Here is a 15,512-nt window from a genome sequence, read left to right on the forward strand (position 1 = left end):
CGATGCCTGCTATCCCTTTGGAGCATGGTCTGGCGGTCGCCGGCATCCTGTTCTGCCTTGGCCTGGTCGGCCTGATGGTTCGCCGTAACATTCTGTTCGTGTTGATGAGCCTGGAAATCATGATGAACGCTGCGGCACTGGCATTTATCGTGGCAGGCGCACGTTGGGGCCAGCCTGATGGACAAGTCATGTTCATCCTGGTGATCAGCCTGGCAGCCGCCGAGGCCAGTATCGGCCTGGCGATTCTGCTGCAACTGTATCGTCGCTTCCACACGCTTGATATCGACGCTGCCAGTGAGATGCGCGGATGAACATGATCTTTCTGACTTTCGTATTTCCCCTGATCGGTTTCCTGCTGCTGTCGTTCTCTCGCGGACGCTGGTCGGAAAACCTCTCGGCCCTGATCGGCGTCGGCTCGATTGGCCTGTCGGCCATCGTGGCCGCCTACGTCATCTGGCAATTCAACGTGGCGCCGCCGGAAGGCGGTCACTACACCCTGGTGCTGTGGCAGTGGATGTCGGTGGAAGGCTTCAAGCCCAACTTCGCCCTCTACGTCGACGGCCTGTCGATCACCATGCTCGGCGTGGTGGTGGGTGTAGGCTTTCTGATCCACCTGTTCGCGTCCTGGTACATGCGCGGTGAAGCGGGCTACTCGCGCTTCTTCTCGTACACCAACCTGTTCATCGCCAGCATGCTGTTCCTGGTGCTCGGCGATAACCTGTTGTTCCTTTACTTCGGTTGGGAAGGCGTGGGCCTGTGCTCGTACCTGTTGATCGGCTTCTACTACAGCAACCGCAACAACGGTAACGCGGCACTCAAGGCCTTCATCGTCACCCGCATCGGCGACGTGTTCATGGCGATTGGCCTGTTCATCCTGTTCCAACAGGTGGGCACGCTGAACATCCAGGAACTGCTGGTGCTGGCGCCGCAGAAATTCCAGGTCGGCGATTTCTGGATCACCCTGGCCACCCTGATGCTGCTGGGCGGCGCCGTGGGTAAATCCGCGCAACTGCCACTGCAAACCTGGTTGGCGGACGCGATGGCTGGTCCTACCCCGGTATCGGCATTGATCCACGCCGCAACCATGGTGACCGCCGGTGTCTACCTGATCGCGCGTACCCACGGCCTGTTCACCCTGGCGCCGGACATCCTGCATCTGGTAGGCATCGTCGGCGGCGTGACCCTGGTACTGGCCGGCTTCGCCGCGCTGGTGCAGACCGACATCAAGCGTATCCTCGCCTACTCGACCATGAGCCAGATCGGCTACATGTTCCTGGCCCTGGGCGTTGGCGCCTGGGACGCGGCGATCTTCCACCTGATGACCCACGCCTTCTTCAAGGCCCTGCTGTTCCTTGCTTCCGGTGCGGTGATCGTGGCCTGCCACCACGAGCAAAACATCTTCAAGATGGGTGGCCTGTGGAAGAAACTGCCGTTGGCCTACGCCAGCTTCATCGTCGGTGGTGCCGCGCTCGCCGCCCTGCCGCTGGTGACCGCCGGTTTCTACTCCAAAGACGAAATCCTCTGGGAAGCCTTTGCCAGCGGTAACCAGAACCTGCTGTACGCAGGCCTGGTGGGTGCGTTCATGACTTCGCTGTACACCTTCCGCCTGATCTTCATCACCTTCCACGGTGAAGCCAAGACCGAAGCGCACGCAGGCCACGGCATCTCCCACTGGTTGCCACTGTCGGTGCTGATCATCCTGTCGACCTTCATCGGCGCCCTGATCACTCCGCCACTGGCCGGTGTACTGCCGGAAAGCGTCGGCCATGCCGGCGGCGAAGCCAAGCACAGCCTGGAAATCGCCTCCGGCGCCATTGCCATCGCCGGTATCCTGCTGGCGGCCCTGTTGTTCCTCGGCAAGCGTCGCTTCGTCAGCGCCGTGGCCAACAGCGGTATCGGCCGCTTCCTGTCGGCCTGGTGGTTCGCTGCCTGGGGCTTCGATTGGATCTACGACAAACTGTTCGTCAAACCTTACCTTGCGATCAGCCACGTGCTGCGCAAAGACCCGCTCGACCAGACCATCGGTTTGATCCCGCGCGCCGCCAAGGCCGGTCACACCGCCCTGAGCCGCAGCGAGACCGGCCAGTTGCGTTGGTATGCGGCGTCCATGGCAGTGGGTGCCGTGCTGGTGATCGGCGCCATCGTCGTGGTAGCGGTCTGACTATGTTTAAGTGCACTGCGTACTTTGCGAACTTGCGAAAGGAAACGAGCCCGTCATGATTCTGCCCTGGCTAATCCTGATCCCCTTTATCGGCGGCCTGCTCTGCTGGATGGGTGAACGCTTCGGCGCCACCCTCCCCCGCTGGATTGCGTTGCTGACCATGTCCCTGGAACTCGCGCTCGGCCTCTGGCTGTGGGCCCACGGCGACTATTCATTCGCCCCCGCTCCGGGTGTCGACCCGACCTTCGCGCTTGAATTCAAGCACGTATGGATCCAGCGCTTCGGCATCAACGTGCACCTGGCCCTCGACGGCCTGTCGCTGTTGATGATCCTGCTGACCGGCCTGCTGGGTATCCTCTCGGTACTCTGCTCCTGGAAAGAAATCCAGCGTCACGTGGGCTTCTTCCACCTGAACCTGATGTGGATCCTGGGCGGCGTGGTCGGCGTGTTCCTGGCGCTGGACCTGTTCATGTTCTTCTTCTTCTGGGAAATGATGCTGGTGCCGATGTACTTCCTCATCGCGCTCTGGGGTCACAGTTCTTCGGACGGCAAGAAAACCCGGATCTACGCGGCGACCAAGTTCTTCATCTTCACCCAGGCTTCCGGCCTGATCATGTTGGTGGCGATCCTGGGCCTGGTACTGGTCAACTTCAACAACACCGGCGTGATTACCTTCAACTACGCCGACCTGTTGAAAACCAAGATGTCCCTGACCACCGAGTACGTGCTGATGCTGGGCTTCTTCATCGCCTTCGCGGTGAAGCTGCCGGTGGTGCCGTTCCACTCCTGGCTGCCTGACGCCCACGCCCAGGCGCCGACCGCCGGCTCCGTGGACCTGGCCGGTATCCTGCTGAAAACCGCTGCCTACGGCCTGCTGCGTTTCGCCCTGCCGCTGTTCCCGAATGCCTCGGCCGAGTTCGCGCCGATCGCCATGACCCTGGGTCTGATCGGGATCTTCTACGGTGCGTTCCTGGCCTTCGCGCAAACCGACATCAAGCGCCTGATCGCCTTCTCGTCCGTTTCCCACATGGGTTTCGTACTGATCGGCATCTACTCCGGCAGCCAGCTGGCGCTGCAGGGCGCGGTAATCCAGATGTTGGCCCACGGTGTCTCGGCCGCTGCCCTCTTTATCCTGAGTGGCCAGCTGTATGAGCGCCTGCACACCCGTGACATGCGTGAAATGGGTGGGGTGTGGTCGCGCATCGCGTACTTGCCGGCAATCAGCCTGTTCTTCGCCGCCGCATCGCTGGGCTTGCCGGGTACCGGCAACTTCATCGGCGAGTTCCTGATCCTGATGGGTGCCTTCGTGCAGACGCCGTGGATCAGCGCCATTGCTACCTCCGGCCTGGTGTTCGGTTCGGTCTACTCGCTGATCATGATCCACCGCGCCTACTTCGGCCCGGCCAAGTCCGACACCGTCCTGCAAGGGATGGATGCGCGCGAACTGATCATGGTGCTCGGCCTGGCGGTACTGCTGATCTACATCGGCGTATACCCACAGCCGTTCCTGGACACTTCTGCCGCAACGATGCATGGCGTGCAGCAGTGGTTCGGCACCGCCTTCTCTCAACTCGCTTCGGCCCGGTAAGAGCGCTATGGAATTCACGATCCAACACTTTATCGCGCTTGCGCCGCTGCTGATCACCAGCCTCACCATCGTGGTGGTGATGCTGGCGATCGCCTGGCGCCGCAATCATTCGCAAACGTTCCTGCTGTCCTGTGCCGGTTTGAACCTGGCCCTGCTGTCGATCATCCCGGCACTCAAGGTCGCGCCACTGGCGGTGACCCCGCTGATGATGGTCGATGACTTCGCGCTGCTGTATATCGCGCTGATCCTCGTCGCCACCCTCGCCTGCGTCACCCTCGCCCACGCCTACCTCGGCGAAGGCGGCACCGGCTACCCAGGCAACAAGGAAGAGCTGTACCTGCTGATCCTGCTGGCTGCGGCCGGCGGTATCGTGCTGGTCAGCGCGCAGCACCTGGCCGGTTTGTTCATCGGCCTGGAACTGCTGTCGATCCCGACCTACGGCCTGGTGGCGTATGCCTTCTTCAACAAGCGCTCCCTGGAAGCCGGCATCAAATACATGGTGCTGTCGGCCGCCGGTTCCGCGTTCCTGTTGTTCGGCATGGCCCTGCTCTACGCCGAAGCCGGCAGCTTGAGCTTCACCGGTATCGGCCACGCCCTGGCCGCCACCAACAGCCCTGCGCCGATTGCCCAACTTGGCCTGGCGATGATGCTGATCGGCCTGGCGTTCAAGCTCTCCTTGGTGCCGTTCCACCTGTGGACCCCGGACGTGTACGAAGGCGCCCCGGCGCCTGTGGCCGCGTTCCTGGCCACTGCGTCGAAAGTGGCCGTGTTTGCGGTGATGGTGCGTCTGTTCCAGATCTCGCCTGCCGCCAATACCGGCGTGCTGAGCAATGTACTGACTGTGATCGCCATCGCGTCGATCCTGTTCGGCAACCTGCTGGCGCTGACCCAGAACAACCTCAAGCGTCTGCTCGGTTACTCGTCCATCGCTCACTTCGGCTACCTGCTGATCGCCCTGGTGGCGAGCAAAGGCCTGGCCGTGGAGGCCATCGGCGTGTACCTGGTCACCTACGTGATCACCAGCCTTGGCGCATTCGGTGTGATTACGCTGATGTCCTCGCCGTACAAAGGCCGTGACGCCGACGCCCTGTACGAATACCGCGGCCTGTTCTGGCGCCGTCCGTACCTGACCGCCGTACTCACCGTGATGATGCTGTCCCTGGCGGGTATCCCGCTGACTGCCGGCTTTATCGGCAAGTTCTACATCGTCGCCACCGGCGTCGAGGCCCACCAGTGGTGGCTGGTCGCGTCCCTGGTCCTGGGCAGCGCCATCGGCGTGTTCTACTACCTGCGCGTGATGGTCACCCTGTACCTGATCGAGCCGAATCTGCGCCGGGTGGATGCCGAGCTGCATTGGGAACAGAAGGCTGGCGGCGTGATGCTGCTGGCCATCGCCCTGCTCGCCTTCTTCCTGGGCGTGTACCCGCAACCGTTGCTGACGTTGGTGCAGCATGCGGTGCTGGGGGTTTGATCGCTTAAGTTGATGCAGTAAACAGAACGGCGCCTTCGGGCGCCGTTTTGCGTTTCCAAGGCTTGGTTTTCCCCTTCCCTGCTCGCTGACTTTTCCTCCTTGACCTGCCGCTTCGTCTGGCATCTGCCCGCCGGAAGTGGCCTTAAGGTGGTTGCGTTTTAAGAAAGTTCCCACAGCAAGGTCACTTGACCGGTCGCGAGTGGGCCACCAAACTATACGCAGGCTACGTACAGAACATGGATGCTCTATTTATCGAACTGCCGGCATTCGAACGGCATCGCAGGGACTATCTGAGTGACGAGCTTTTCCACGGTTTTCAACAGGAGCTGATGAAAAATCCGGAAGCGGGAGACGTGATCGAAGGAACGGGAGGGTTACGTAAGGTTCGCTTCGTCGATGAGCGACGAAACAAAGGCAAGCGTGGTGGCCTGCGGGTCATTTACTACTGGTGGTCAGGCGGCACGCAATTCTGGTTATTCACCTTGTATGGCAAACACGAACAGAGCGACCTGACGCCCCAACACAAGAAAGCCCTTAAACACATGCTGGACAGGGAAATCAAAGCGAGAGCACACAATGAAACGTGAAATCTTTTCCGAACTGGTCGAAGGCTTTGACGCCCTGGCCGACGAACGCCAGGGCAAAATCACCCTGCGCACCCATAAAGTCCACCTTAACAAACTGGCGCCGCTCACTGCCGATGAGGTAATCGCCGTACGCCAGCAACTCAACCTGTCCCGCGCGGTATTCGCCATGTACCTGCGTACCAACACCCGCACCCTAGAGAACTGGGAACAAGGCCGGGCCAAGCCCAATGCACAGGCTGTCACGTTGATACGACTGGTGGCGCGTTTTCCTGAAACCGTTGCGCAACTTGCCGCGCTGGGCTGACCTGTAAAACTCCTCAAAAAAAACGCCCCGACAGTTCGGGGCGTTTTTTTACAGGGCTACAGCGTCAGAACGCGATACCAACCTTGAAGCCGTATTCATCACGCTTGAGCTTGGTGTTGTCAGCGACATAGGAGTCGTCATCGAGCTTATATTCGGTACGGGTGTAGTAAAGGCCCGCCATCACCGGCAGATCGCCCTTCTGGTTCATCAGCAGGCTGACTTCGGCGTATGGGTTGGTGCGGTCCTTGAGGTCGACGCTGTCGCTGCCGACGCCATCCACCTTGAGTTTGGCGCGGCCATCGATGGTATGACGGGCGCCGGCTTCAACGCGCAGGGTCATGTCATCGAACTGGTGGTTGTAGCCCAGGGCCGCCTTGGCGAACGGCGACTTGTTGGTGAGCTTCAGGTCGTAGCCATTGGTGTCCGGTTCATAACGGGTCCATGTGTAGCCACCGCCGACGATCACGTCGACGAAGTTGCGCGCATCCAGCGCGGCACGCCAGCCGAGGTCGAGGTCGGCCTGGCCTTCCTTGAGCTTGTTGTCGCTTTTCTCACCGTACTTGGCTTCGATACCGGCCTGGTAGATAAAGCCGGATTCAGCGGTGAGCTTGTTGCCGAAGTTATAGAACAGGCCCGCTTCGGGCATGTGCTCCTTGTCGCTGTCGCTACCGCCTTCAAGTTTGAAGTCGTTATAGCTGCCGAGAATCCCGAAGGTGGAAATCGGGTCGGTGGACGGCGCAGCGAACACCACGGTTGGCGCCGCCACCAAGGCCAGCAACGAGGTGTTCTTGAGAAATTTTCCGAATAGTTTGGACATCGTTTACATCTCCATTTTTGAGTGGGCAAAGTATTCAGGAATCGGTTCGAACCTCGGCGTTTACAAAAAGTTCGAACGGATTTGCACCAAAATGGACAAAAAACGGTTCAGCGAAGGCTCTAGGTCAATACTCTTCGCTATCGGGCCGGCCCCGGTGTTCAAGTCCCCGCGCAAGTGCCGCTGCGAATTGTGATTTTGAATGAACCTTTCCGCGCGCCTACCTATCCATCTATAACAAGACAGGGAGGCAACATGAGTACCGCTAAGATCTACACCATCCACTATCAACTGCACGGTAAACCCAAGTCTTTCGTGGTACGCGCCGAGGTGATGAACAGCACCGAAGCCTGGCATTGGGCGGCCGTCGATGCCGACATCGCGCACGTCAGCCGCATCGGCCGCGTGGGGCACGAACAGGTGAAGAAAACCACCCGGCCCTGGGCTGAAAAGTACGGCATCACTGACGTGAGCTGGAACCCTCCAAAATAAACCCATCCAAATAAACAAGCCCCGCAAATTGCGGGGCTTGGTTCACTTCTTCAAGTCGCCCAGCGGATCGTAGGGCGGCTTTTTTTCCGGCTGCTCTTTTTGCTTGTCCAGCGGCGCGATGGCCGGGCCGACGGGGTCGACCTGCGGGTCAGCCAGGTCAGGCGAGTCAGGGTCGAAACCCAACTCATCGTTACCGCTGGCGTGTTCGTCGGAACGCGGGCCGTTCGGGGGATTACTCATGAAGACCTCCTTGCTTACAACGGGCGGGCTTTGTCGTGAAGGTTTTCCAGGTCGTGTTCGACCCGCTCCACGTCGTCGTTGTCTTGACGTTCCGCCGGGTCATTGGGGCGCAGTGCATCGTTATCGCGCTCCTCTTCACCGGGCGTGCGATTGGGATCGGGTGTGCCAGGCGGCGGTTGCTTGTGTTCGGACATGATGGCTTACCTCATGGGGACTTCACGGATTTAGAGGAACCCCTCGTGGCCATCGTTCAACTTGATTGCTTCAAGCATGAGAAGATGCCCTCCCGTGCTGGAGACCTGACCCGAATGTTCGAACTCAAACCCTGTGACCCTGCTGTCTACCGACAGCAGACCCGCCGCAGCACGCTGATCGTCGCTGTGGTGTTCCTGGCCCTGGCGATGTTGCTGTCGAGCCTGGCGGTGATGCTGTTCGGTGAACCGGGCGGTGATAACTTACGCTTCAATGTCGGCGGGGTGTTTGCCGGGGTATTGATCACCGTCGCCCTGGTGCGCGGCCCGTTCTGGAACCAGGCGTGGTTGGCGCCGGCGGTATACGGCTGGCAGCTCAAGCGTAGCCTGATGAGCGTGACCAATGTGATGCACAAGGTCAGCGAACGAGTCCAGGCCAATGACCCCAGCGCGATCAAGCTGCTGCGCTTCTACCACCTGGGCCTGACGCAGATGCATGCCCTGGATGCCAACTCCAGCGCGCAGGCGCAACTGGCCGATGAGATCGAAGCGCATGCGGCGAAAATGCAGGCACTGGGCATCGATACCGAACAAACCCGCCTCGATCCGGCGTGGCTACAGCTATAAGGGCTGATCCGTACGTTTATAGGGCAATAAACGCAGGCCGCTGGCCACGGCCCCGGCCAGCGCGAACACGCACCCCAGCCACAGTGCGTATTGCGGGCCACTGTCCACGAACAGATGAAAACACAAGGCTACCAACGATGCGCCCAACGTCTGCCCCAGCAGCCGCGAGATTGCCACGATGCCACTGGCCCCGCCGCTGCGAGCCAACGGCGCGCTGGTCATCAAGGCCTTGAGGTTGGGCGACTGGAAAAAGCCGAAACCGGCGCCGCAGAGGGCCATGCGCCAGCCGATCTCAAAGGCCGAGGCGTCAGTGCCCAAGGTGGCCAGCGCGGCCATGCCCACGCTGAGCATCAACAAGCCAATGCCGCACAGCAGGCCCAGTGACACACGATCGGCCAGGCGCCCTGCGATCAAGGCCATGACCGCCACCACGGCCGGCCACGGTGTCATCAGAAAACCAGTTTCCACTTGGCTGTGGCCCAGCGTCGATTGCAACAGAAACGGCAGCGCCACAAACGCCAGCCCCTGGGCACTGAAGGCACAGATCGCGGTCAGCGAAGACAATGCAAACACCGGGCGCTTGAACAAATCCACCGCCAGCATCGGCGCCGGATGCCCGGCCTCACGGCGCAGCAGCAATGCACCTAACACCAGCGCCAGCGCGATCAGCCCCAGGGTCAGCGTGCCCTGTGCGCCATGCACGGCAGCGCCCAAACCCAAGACCAGCAAGGCGAACAAGCCTGCGCACAACAGCGCCGCCAAGCGGTCGAAAGCGTGCCCCGTGATCGGCAGCACGGGTAACGAACGCAGGCCCAGGCCGAGGGCCAGCAGCCCCAACGGCACATTGATCAGGTACAGCCAGTGCCAGGTGGCGACCGAAAGGATCGCCGATGCGGCGGTGGGGCCCAAGGTGAACGCCAGCCCCACCACCAGCGAGTTATAGCCCAGGCCACGCCCGAGCATGTTTGCGGGGTAGATATGCCGCAGCAACGCGGTGTTGACGCTCATCAGCGCCGCCGCCCCCAGGCCCTGCGCCACCCGCGCGGCGGTCAGGGTCAGCAGCGAATCGGCCAGCCCGCACAACAACGATGAAACAATGAACAGCAGCAACCCGCCCAGGTACACGCGGCGATGCCCCAATACATCGCTCAGCGCCGCGAACGGCAGCACCGTCGCGACAATCGCCAACTGGTAGGCGTTGACCACCCAGATCACCGAAGCCGAGTCAGTGCCAATACCCTCCGCCAGCGTCGGCAAGGCGGTATTGACGATGGCGGTGTCGAGGGTCGCCATGCCGATCCCCAAGGACAGGGCAATCACGGCCGGCAAGCGTTTGTTGAGGGGCAGCCCATCGGCAACAGAAGACATGAACGATCCGCACGGGTGGCAAGGGCGGTTAGATTACGGCCAGTGCAGATTTTTTTCAGCGGTCATTGGCGTGGCTGTCAATTTTTTCATGTTCGCCGAGGCCAGGCCTGGCCCGGATCAATAGGTGATCTGGACGGTGGTAACGGACGGGCTCATGCAGCGATTACAGGCTAACTGATCAGCCGCCATCTGCGGATTCCAAGGGCCAATCACGCCGTCGCGCTTGCCGTTGTCATCCACTGAATCCAGCGCCTTCAGGACGTTGTCACGTTTGAGTACTTCGCGGGCCAGTTGGGTTTCATTGTCTTTTTGCGCGTCGCCCGTCAGCGAACGTCCCGCCACTTCACGGATTTTGTCCGTGGTTGCATTCGCAGTCGTCGGGTGTTTGAACGCCTGGAAGTTGTCACCAAACGCCTTGGCCAGATCCGAATCCGACATCTTCGAATACTGGTTGGGGGACGGACGTGCCGGCGCGGCGTGCGACACGGAAATGCTTGAGATCAGCATGGTTAAGTGCTCCTGGAAGTTTGCCGAGGTCGCTGTTCTGTGGCCAGCGACCATCGGTCAGTTCCAAGGCTTCAGGGGGCAAGCTGTCACCTGTGGATCGGCGTAGCCGGGGTAATCGCGCTCAGGTCCAAATGCCCCTGTTTCAACGGCGGGCACCAGTAGTAGCCACCGGTCAACGGTGTGCTGATGCGATACAAGCCATCGACAATCCCGTCTTCCAGGCCACTCATGCGGCGCAGTTGCGCTTCGAATGCATCGAAGGAATGCCCGAACGCGAGAAACATCAGCCCCGCCTGGCCGTTCTCGGCCCATGGCATCGACCGACGCACCACGAAGGCCTCCGGGGTGAAGCTTTCCTGGGCGGTGCGCTTGGTGTGGGCAAATTCGGGGGCGTCGTCGAGCTCTTCGTTGTCGCCATGGCGGCGGCCGATGATGTGGTCGCGCTCCTGGGCCGGTAGCGCGGCGAAACCGTCGAGGTCGTGCTGCCATTGCTGGATAGCGGCGAAGCTGGCGCCGCTGTCCGTCAGGGCCGCTTCAACGGCCGCGTCGTCGTGAGGGTTCTCAGTGCCGTCTTCGTAGTCGGTCAGGTCGAAACCGGTCTTGTAGCGAAAGCCTTCGGTCATTTGTACCAGGCGCAACGCCGGCGCCATGGCTTTTTCGAACGCGCGGGCGCGCAGCAACAATTCTCCCCGGTCCACGCCATGCAGCCATACCCACAGGGCCTGCTGGGTGGAGGGGTTATGCGCGCCCGGGCCGCTGAGGGCCGGGAAGTTACGCAAGCCTTCGATGCGTGTACCCAATGCGTGTACCAGCGGCTCACCGAAACCGACCACCGCCGCGGAATCCGTCAACTGCACCAGTGCGTCCAGCGCAGCGGGCAAGGCCTGCGGTGACTCAATGGCAAAAAACAGATGGCGTGCCTGCAACGGCACCGGTGCGGCAAGAATGCCCGGCTGGTACTGACTCATGTGAACTCCTTCAAGAAAGCCGCGCAGTTTATCCCGAAGCACCCGGAATGCGCAGGGGAAAGCGCGCAAGCCTTGCCACAGAGCCTCGGTATGGGTGACTCTCTAGTCATGTTTTGCAACTATTCCAGGGGTAGCGCCATGACCACCAGTAACCTGCTCGCCCAGTTGTTTCCCGCCTCCACCGCCGACATTCCCGAGGCGTTTCGCCTGGGCGCGCCGTTTGAACAGCGTGATTACCTGGTCGACGGCCAGTTGCGGGTGTGGAATGGCCCGTTGGCCCGCATCCAAAGCCCGGTGCAACTTGGCGATGAACGCGTGCACATCGGCAGCACCCCGCTGCTGGATGCCGAGACCGCCCTTACCGCCCTCGACGCTGCCGTGCGCGCATATGACCGGGGCCAGGGTGAATGGCCGACCCTGCGCGTGGCCGAGCGCATCCAGCATGTGGAAGCCTTTTTGCGGCGCATGCGCGAACAGCGCGACGCGGTGGTCAAGCTGCTGATGTGGGAGATCGGCAAGAACCTCAAGGACTCGCAGAAAGAGTTCGACCGCACCTGTGACTACATCACCGACACCATCAACGCCCTCAAGGAACTCGACCGGCGCAGCAGCCGCTTCGAACTGGAACAGGACACCCTGGGGCAAATCCGCCGCGTACCGCTGGGCGTGGCGCTGTGCATGGGGCCTTATAACTACCCGCTCAACGAGACCTTCACCACGCTGATCCCGGCGCTGATCATGGGCAATACCGTGGTGTTCAAGCCGGCCAAGCTCGGCGTGCTGTTGATACGCCCGTTGCTGGAAGCGTTCCGCGACAGCTTCCCGGCCGGGGTGATCAACGTGATCTACGGCAGCGGCCGCGAAACCGTCAGCGCGCTGATGGCCAGCGGCAAGATCGATATCTTTGCCTTCATCGGCACCAATAAGGCCGCCAGCGACCTGAAAAAACTGCATCCAAAACCCCACCGCCTGCGCGCCGCATTGGGCCTGGATGCGAAAAACCCCGGCATCGTGCTGCCCGAGGTCGACCTTGATAACGCGGTCAGCGAAGCGCTCACCGGCTCGCTGTCGTTCAACGGCCAACGCTGCACCGCGTTGAAAATCCTGTTTGTGCACGCGGATGTGGTCGATAGCTTTATCGAGAAGTTCAACGCCAAGCTAGCGACGCTCAAGCCCGGTATGCCTTGGGACGATGGCGTAGCGCTGACGCCGCTGCCAGAAGTGGGCAAGGTGGATTATCTCAACGAACTGGTGGCCGATGCGGAGCGGCACGGCGCCAAGGTTGTCAACGCCGAAGGTGGCAGCAGCCGCGGGTCGTTCTTCTACCCGGCGGTGCTATACCCGGTGAGCCCGCAGATGCGCGTGTACCACGAAGAACAATTCGGCCCCGTCGTGCCGATCGTGCCCTACCGTGACCTGGATACCGTGATCGACTACGTGCTGGACTCGGATTTCGGCCAGCAGCTGAGCATTTTCGGTACCAACCCCGTCGAAGTCGGACGCCTGGTGGATACCTTCGCCAACCAGGTCGGCCGGATCAATATCAACGCTCAGTGCCAACGCGGGCCGGACACCTTCCCCTTCAACGGGCGCAAGAACTCGGCCGAGGGCACGTTGTCGGTACATGACGCATTGCGCGTGTTCTCGATCCGCACCTTGGTCGCGACCAAGTTCCAGGAGAGCAACAAGGCGTTGCTCAGCGATATCCTGCGCAACCGTGACTCGAGCTTTATCAGCACCGACTACATTTTCTAAGCACAACGCCGATCTGAATGTGGGAGGGGGCTTGCCCCCGATGGCGGTGGATCAGTAAAGAGTCTGTTAGCTGACACACCGTCATCGGGGGCAAGCCCCCTCCCACATTGTTTGACCGAGTTTACCCTGATGGATGAGGCCCCTTTACTACCGATGAACCTGCCTATGCTCGCCCGGCGCCTGCTGCGCCCTGTGCTCGACCCGTACCGCCGCTATCGCCATGCCAAGCTGATCCACGCGGTACGCGTGTCCATCGGCTTGCTGGCGACGATCCTGCTGACCACCGGCATCAACCTGCCCCATGGTGAGTGGGCGTCGGTGACCATGCTGATTGTGATCGGCGGGTTGCAGCACCACGGCAATATCGGCAAGAAAGCCGTGGAACGCGCCTACGGCACGTTGATTGGGGCCAGCGTCGGCTTGTTGGTGGTGGTGCAACATGCCTGGCTGGGTATGCCGCTGCTCACCTACTTATTGATGTCGGCGGTGTGTGGGTTCTTTTCCTACCACGCCATCGGCAAGGGCGGCTATATCGCGCTGCTGTCGGCGATCACGGTGTTTATCGTGGCCGGGCACGGCGACAACCCGATCTCGGATGGTTTGTGGCGCACCGTCGACATCCTGATCGGCATCGCGCTGGCCCTGGCGTTTTCCTTCGCCCTGCCGCTGTACGCGGTGTACTCGTGGCGCTACAACCTGGCCAGTGCCTTGCGCGATTGTGCAGCGATCTACAGCCGGATCATCAATGGCCAATCGGTTACCGATGACGAACACCTCAAACTCCTCAACCGCTTGAACGCGGCCATGCTGCAACTGCGCTCGCTGATGCCGTCGGTGTCCAAGGAAGTGCGAATTTCCATGACCGAGCTGGATAAACTCCAGCGGCACCTGCGCATGTGCATCAGCACCCTGGAGATTCTTGGCAATACCCGACCGGACCCGCGTGATGAGCAAGCTACCGCACGGATGCGCGTGGTGCTCAAGGCCGAGCATCGGCAGATTCGGGTGCAGTTGGTGGGAATGGCACGGGCGTTGAAATCGGGAGTTACGGAGCGTCTGCAACGCCCCCATACCGCCAGCGGCACCCAAACCACACTGGATGCACCCGTATACAGTGCGCTGGATGGTTATCGATTGTTGACCGTACAACTGGCGGATAACGTGGATCAGATGCGCCAGCGGCTGGCGAAAAGTGCCCCTCGCTGGAAAATCTAGAGAAGGCCGTTGGGTAAATTTGCTCGCATTAACGTATTCACACTTTCTCTTACATATTTTTCACGTTTTATTCACAAGCCGAGACGTAGTGTGAAGCCTCATCCGTTACAAACGTTGCATATCAAGCCCGCCGCCCCAGCGGGCTTTTTTTTGCCCTGGATTTGACCTAGCGCGCAACCTTGCCGGCAGGCGTTGTTGCCTGCTCACGAATTGCCCGCTGGGTCTCCAGCACTTTGGCCAAGGCCGTTTCGGCCTCAGCGCTCTGCTGCGGCACACGAATGGCCGCCGACACCAGCGTAATCAGCTTAGCCATCACTTCGGCATCCGTCGCCGGGCGCCCGAGACTCATGGAGTTCATCAGCAGGCGCAATTCAGTGCCGGCCATCACCCCGGAAATCGCCTTGAGCGCAAATTGCAGGCGCACGCCCAGTTCATTGCGTGGCAAATCCGGCAATGCCAGGGCGAACGCCTCGAAGAAACGCTGGAACACCGGCTGGTAATGCACCTTGAGGTATTCCTGGATAAACGGCGAGGTGTCGCTGTACACCCGACCGAGAAAACGGATGAAGGAACGCCCTTCCCCACTGGCTGGATCGCTGCGTTCCAGGCCCATGGCCGGGGCGAACAGCACGCCGAGCAGCGTGTCGCAGTCCAGCGGGCCATCGGATTCGGCCTCGCAACGCGCCAGCAATTCCAGGCGCTGCTCGTTGAGCGGCTCCAGGCGCTGCATCAGCAGGGTTTTCATCAGGGAGTCCTTGTCCCCGAAGTGATAGTTCACCGCAGCCAGGTTGACCTGGGCGCGCTCGGTAATCTGCCGTAATAAAACCGCGTCATATCCGTACTTAATAAAGAGCGCCTCTGTCGCATCCAGCAGTCGAGTCTTGGTAATGTTTGGAGCGCTGAGCTTCTTCGCGGCCATAAGGGTTCCACGGGGGAAATATTGTTTTAAAAAATAATTTGATTTTTTATACCGGGGCCTTCGTTCGAAAGCAAGTAATGACACGGTGCCATATGAGCAAAAGCCTTGCATGCGAGAATATTCATGGCCGCCAACGGATTTTCAACCCTTCGCGAGGCCTGCGCAGACGTCGTCTCAACGCAACAAACCGCTCTACATCCACAGCTGGCGAAGCGGATTGAACGCGGTTACTATTCAAACAATTTTTTAAAAACAAGAAATTAAACTAGTCGGTGACGGCATCGGCAGCCCCGCAAACTTGTTAC

Annotated in this window: 17 protein-coding genes; 10 read left to right on the plus strand and 7 right to left on the minus strand. The window is 60.5% G+C overall.

Features of this window, described 5'->3' with window-relative positions; all coding sequences use genetic code 11:
* The first annotated feature begins 2 nt into the window (after positions 1-2).
* The 6 genes from nuoK (at position 3) to C4J93_RS16125 (ending at position 6,111) form a co-directional block, all read left to right on the plus strand.
* The gene (nuoK, locus tag C4J93_RS16100) at positions 3-311 is read left to right on the plus strand and encodes an NADH-quinone oxidoreductase subunit NuoK (RefSeq protein ID WP_003174727.1); all 309 of its coding nucleotides are present in this window, start codon (positions 3-5) and stop codon (positions 309-311) included.
* Positions 308-2,161 carry an NADH-quinone oxidoreductase subunit L gene (nuoL, locus tag C4J93_RS16105; protein WP_124404549.1) on the plus strand — a complete coding sequence of 618 codons (1,854 nt, stop codon included), beginning with the start codon at positions 308-310 and terminating at the stop codon, positions 2,159-2,161. The genes nuoK and nuoL overlap by 4 nt, the downstream gene beginning before the upstream one ends.
* Positions 2,162-2,216: 55 nt before the next feature.
* On the plus strand, positions 2,217-3,749 hold the full coding sequence (gene nuoM / locus C4J93_RS16110) for an NADH-quinone oxidoreductase subunit M (protein WP_025858974.1): 1,533 nt from the start codon (positions 2,217-2,219) through the stop codon (positions 3,747-3,749).
* A 7-nt stretch (positions 3,750-3,756) separates the two neighbouring features.
* Positions 3,757-5,220, plus strand: a complete 1,464-nt coding sequence (gene nuoN, locus C4J93_RS16115; protein ID WP_124367423.1) for an NADH-quinone oxidoreductase subunit NuoN — start codon at positions 3,757-3,759, stop codon at positions 5,218-5,220.
* Positions 5,221-5,456: 236 nt separating this feature from the next.
* Positions 5,457-5,807: a toxin gene (locus C4J93_RS16120; RefSeq protein ID WP_124429897.1), complete on the plus strand. Its 351-nt coding sequence runs from the start codon at positions 5,457-5,459 to the stop codon at positions 5,805-5,807.
* Positions 5,797-6,111, plus strand: a complete 315-nt coding sequence (locus tag C4J93_RS16125; RefSeq protein ID WP_124429898.1) for a DNA-binding transcriptional regulator — start codon at positions 5,797-5,799, stop codon at positions 6,109-6,111. Before C4J93_RS16120 ends, C4J93_RS16125 begins: the two co-directional genes overlap by 11 nt.
* Before the next feature lie 64 nt (positions 6,112-6,175).
* Here the strand turns inward: C4J93_RS16125 and C4J93_RS16130 are convergent, their stop codons facing one another.
* Complete coding sequence (locus C4J93_RS16130) at positions 6,176-6,928, minus strand: outer membrane beta-barrel protein (RefSeq protein ID WP_124429899.1); 753 nt, start codon at positions 6,926-6,928, stop codon at positions 6,176-6,178.
* 252 nt (positions 6,929-7,180) lie between these two features.
* Here C4J93_RS16130 and C4J93_RS16135 point away from each other — a divergent pair, with 252 nt between their 5' ends.
* A complete protein-coding gene (locus C4J93_RS16135; RefSeq protein WP_124363304.1) occupies positions 7,181-7,417 on the plus strand; it encodes a DUF6555 family protein in 237 nt (78 codons plus the stop codon).
* Positions 7,418-7,459: 42 nt separating this feature from the next.
* On the opposite strand, the gene C4J93_RS16140 is transcribed toward C4J93_RS16135, so the two are convergent.
* Together C4J93_RS16140 and C4J93_RS16145 are read right to left on the minus strand one after the other, a co-directional pair.
* The gene (locus C4J93_RS16140; protein ID WP_124367427.1) at positions 7,460-7,657 is read right to left on the minus strand and encodes a DUF6021 family protein; all 198 of its coding nucleotides are present in this window, start codon (positions 7,655-7,657) and stop codon (positions 7,460-7,462) included.
* Positions 7,658-7,671: 14 nt separating this feature from the next.
* Complete coding sequence (locus C4J93_RS16145; protein ID WP_124429900.1) at positions 7,672-7,851, minus strand: hypothetical protein; 180 nt, start codon at positions 7,849-7,851, stop codon at positions 7,672-7,674.
* 114 nt (positions 7,852-7,965) lie between these two features.
* On the opposite strand from C4J93_RS16145, the gene C4J93_RS16150 reads away from it, so the two are divergent.
* Positions 7,966-8,475 (plus strand): DUF3087 family protein, encoded by a 510-nt coding sequence (locus tag C4J93_RS16150; RefSeq protein WP_124430889.1) that lies wholly within the window; start codon positions 7,966-7,968, stop codon positions 8,473-8,475.
* Here the strand turns inward: C4J93_RS16150 and C4J93_RS16155 are convergent.
* The 3 genes from C4J93_RS16155 to C4J93_RS16165 form a co-directional block, all read right to left on the minus strand.
* Positions 8,470-9,843: an MFS transporter gene (locus tag C4J93_RS16155; protein WP_124429901.1), complete on the minus strand. Its 1,374-nt coding sequence runs from the start codon at positions 9,841-9,843 to the stop codon at positions 8,470-8,472. The two genes, C4J93_RS16150 and C4J93_RS16155, sit on opposite strands and share 6 nt — an antisense overlap.
* Before the next feature lie 117 nt (positions 9,844-9,960).
* Positions 9,961-10,350, minus strand: a complete 390-nt coding sequence (locus C4J93_RS16160) for a hypothetical protein (RefSeq protein WP_124407561.1) — start codon at positions 10,348-10,350, stop codon at positions 9,961-9,963.
* A gap of 86 nt (positions 10,351-10,436) precedes the next feature.
* Entirely contained in the window at positions 10,437-11,318 is an 882-nt protein-coding gene (locus tag C4J93_RS16165; RefSeq protein WP_124429902.1) for a Dyp-type peroxidase, read from the minus strand.
* Positions 11,319-11,456: 138 nt separating this feature from the next.
* Between C4J93_RS16165 and C4J93_RS16170 the strand changes: the two genes are divergently transcribed.
* Positions 11,457-13,073, plus strand: coding sequence for an NADP-dependent glyceraldehyde-3-phosphate dehydrogenase (locus C4J93_RS16170; protein WP_124429903.1), 1,617 nt, complete (start codon positions 11,457-11,459; stop codon positions 13,071-13,073).
* A gap of 153 nt (positions 13,074-13,226) precedes the next feature.
* Positions 13,227-14,288 carry an FUSC family protein gene (locus C4J93_RS16175; RefSeq protein WP_124430890.1) on the plus strand — a complete coding sequence of 354 codons (1,062 nt, stop codon included), beginning with the start codon at positions 13,227-13,229 and terminating at the stop codon, positions 14,286-14,288.
* 166 nt (positions 14,289-14,454) lie between these two features.
* On the opposite strand, the gene C4J93_RS16180 is transcribed toward C4J93_RS16175, so the two are convergent.
* Complete coding sequence (locus tag C4J93_RS16180) at positions 14,455-15,207, minus strand: TetR/AcrR family transcriptional regulator (RefSeq protein ID WP_124367434.1); 753 nt, start codon at positions 15,205-15,207, stop codon at positions 14,455-14,457.
* Between the last annotated feature and the right edge of the window lie 305 nt (positions 15,208-15,512).

This window comes from Pseudomonas sp. R2-37-08W (assembly GCF_003851705.1).
Lineage (GTDB): Bacteria > Pseudomonadota > Gammaproteobacteria > Pseudomonadales > Pseudomonadaceae > Aquipseudomonas.

Excerpts from the sequence above, each read along its gene's own strand:
- C4J93_RS16150 (WP_124430889.1), top strand. The coding sequence starts at position 7,966 with ATGTTCGAACTCAAACCCTGTGACCCTGCTGTCTACCGACAGCAGACC.
- C4J93_RS16125 (WP_124429898.1), top strand. The coding sequence starts at position 5,797 with ATGAAACGTGAAATCTTTTCCGAACTGGTCGAAGGCTTTGACGCCCTG.
- C4J93_RS16145 (WP_124429900.1), bottom strand. The coding sequence starts at position 7,851 with ATGTCCGAACACAAGCAACCGCCGCCTGGCACACCCGATCCCAATCGC.
- C4J93_RS16160 (WP_124407561.1), bottom strand. The coding sequence starts at position 10,350 with ATGCTGATCTCAAGCATTTCCGTGTCGCACGCCGCGCCGGCACGTCCG.
- C4J93_RS16180 (WP_124367434.1), bottom strand. The coding sequence starts at position 15,207 with ATGGCCGCGAAGAAGCTCAGCGCTCCAAACATTACCAAGACTCGACTG.
- C4J93_RS16120 (WP_124429897.1), top strand. The coding sequence starts at position 5,457 with ATGGATGCTCTATTTATCGAACTGCCGGCATTCGAACGGCATCGCAGG.
- C4J93_RS16130 (WP_124429899.1), bottom strand. The coding sequence starts at position 6,928 with ATGTCCAAACTATTCGGAAAATTTCTCAAGAACACCTCGTTGCTGGCC.
- C4J93_RS16165 (WP_124429902.1), bottom strand. The coding sequence starts at position 11,318 with ATGAGTCAGTACCAGCCGGGCATTCTTGCCGCACCGGTGCCGTTGCAG.
- C4J93_RS16170 (WP_124429903.1), top strand. The coding sequence starts at position 11,457 with ATGACCACCAGTAACCTGCTCGCCCAGTTGTTTCCCGCCTCCACCGCC.
- C4J93_RS16175 (WP_124430890.1), top strand. The coding sequence starts at position 13,227 with ATGAACCTGCCTATGCTCGCCCGGCGCCTGCTGCGCCCTGTGCTCGAC.
- nuoM (WP_025858974.1), top strand. The coding sequence starts at position 2,217 with ATGATTCTGCCCTGGCTAATCCTGATCCCCTTTATCGGCGGCCTGCTC.
- nuoK (WP_003174727.1), top strand. The coding sequence starts at position 3 with ATGCCTGCTATCCCTTTGGAGCATGGTCTGGCGGTCGCCGGCATCCTG.
- nuoN (WP_124367423.1), top strand. The coding sequence starts at position 3,757 with ATGGAATTCACGATCCAACACTTTATCGCGCTTGCGCCGCTGCTGATC.
- nuoL (WP_124404549.1), top strand. The coding sequence starts at position 308 with ATGAACATGATCTTTCTGACTTTCGTATTTCCCCTGATCGGTTTCCTG.
- C4J93_RS16135 (WP_124363304.1), top strand. The coding sequence starts at position 7,181 with ATGAGTACCGCTAAGATCTACACCATCCACTATCAACTGCACGGTAAA.
- C4J93_RS16155 (WP_124429901.1), bottom strand. The coding sequence starts at position 9,843 with ATGTCTTCTGTTGCCGATGGGCTGCCCCTCAACAAACGCTTGCCGGCC.
- C4J93_RS16140 (WP_124367427.1), bottom strand. The coding sequence starts at position 7,657 with ATGAGTAATCCCCCGAACGGCCCGCGTTCCGACGAACACGCCAGCGGT.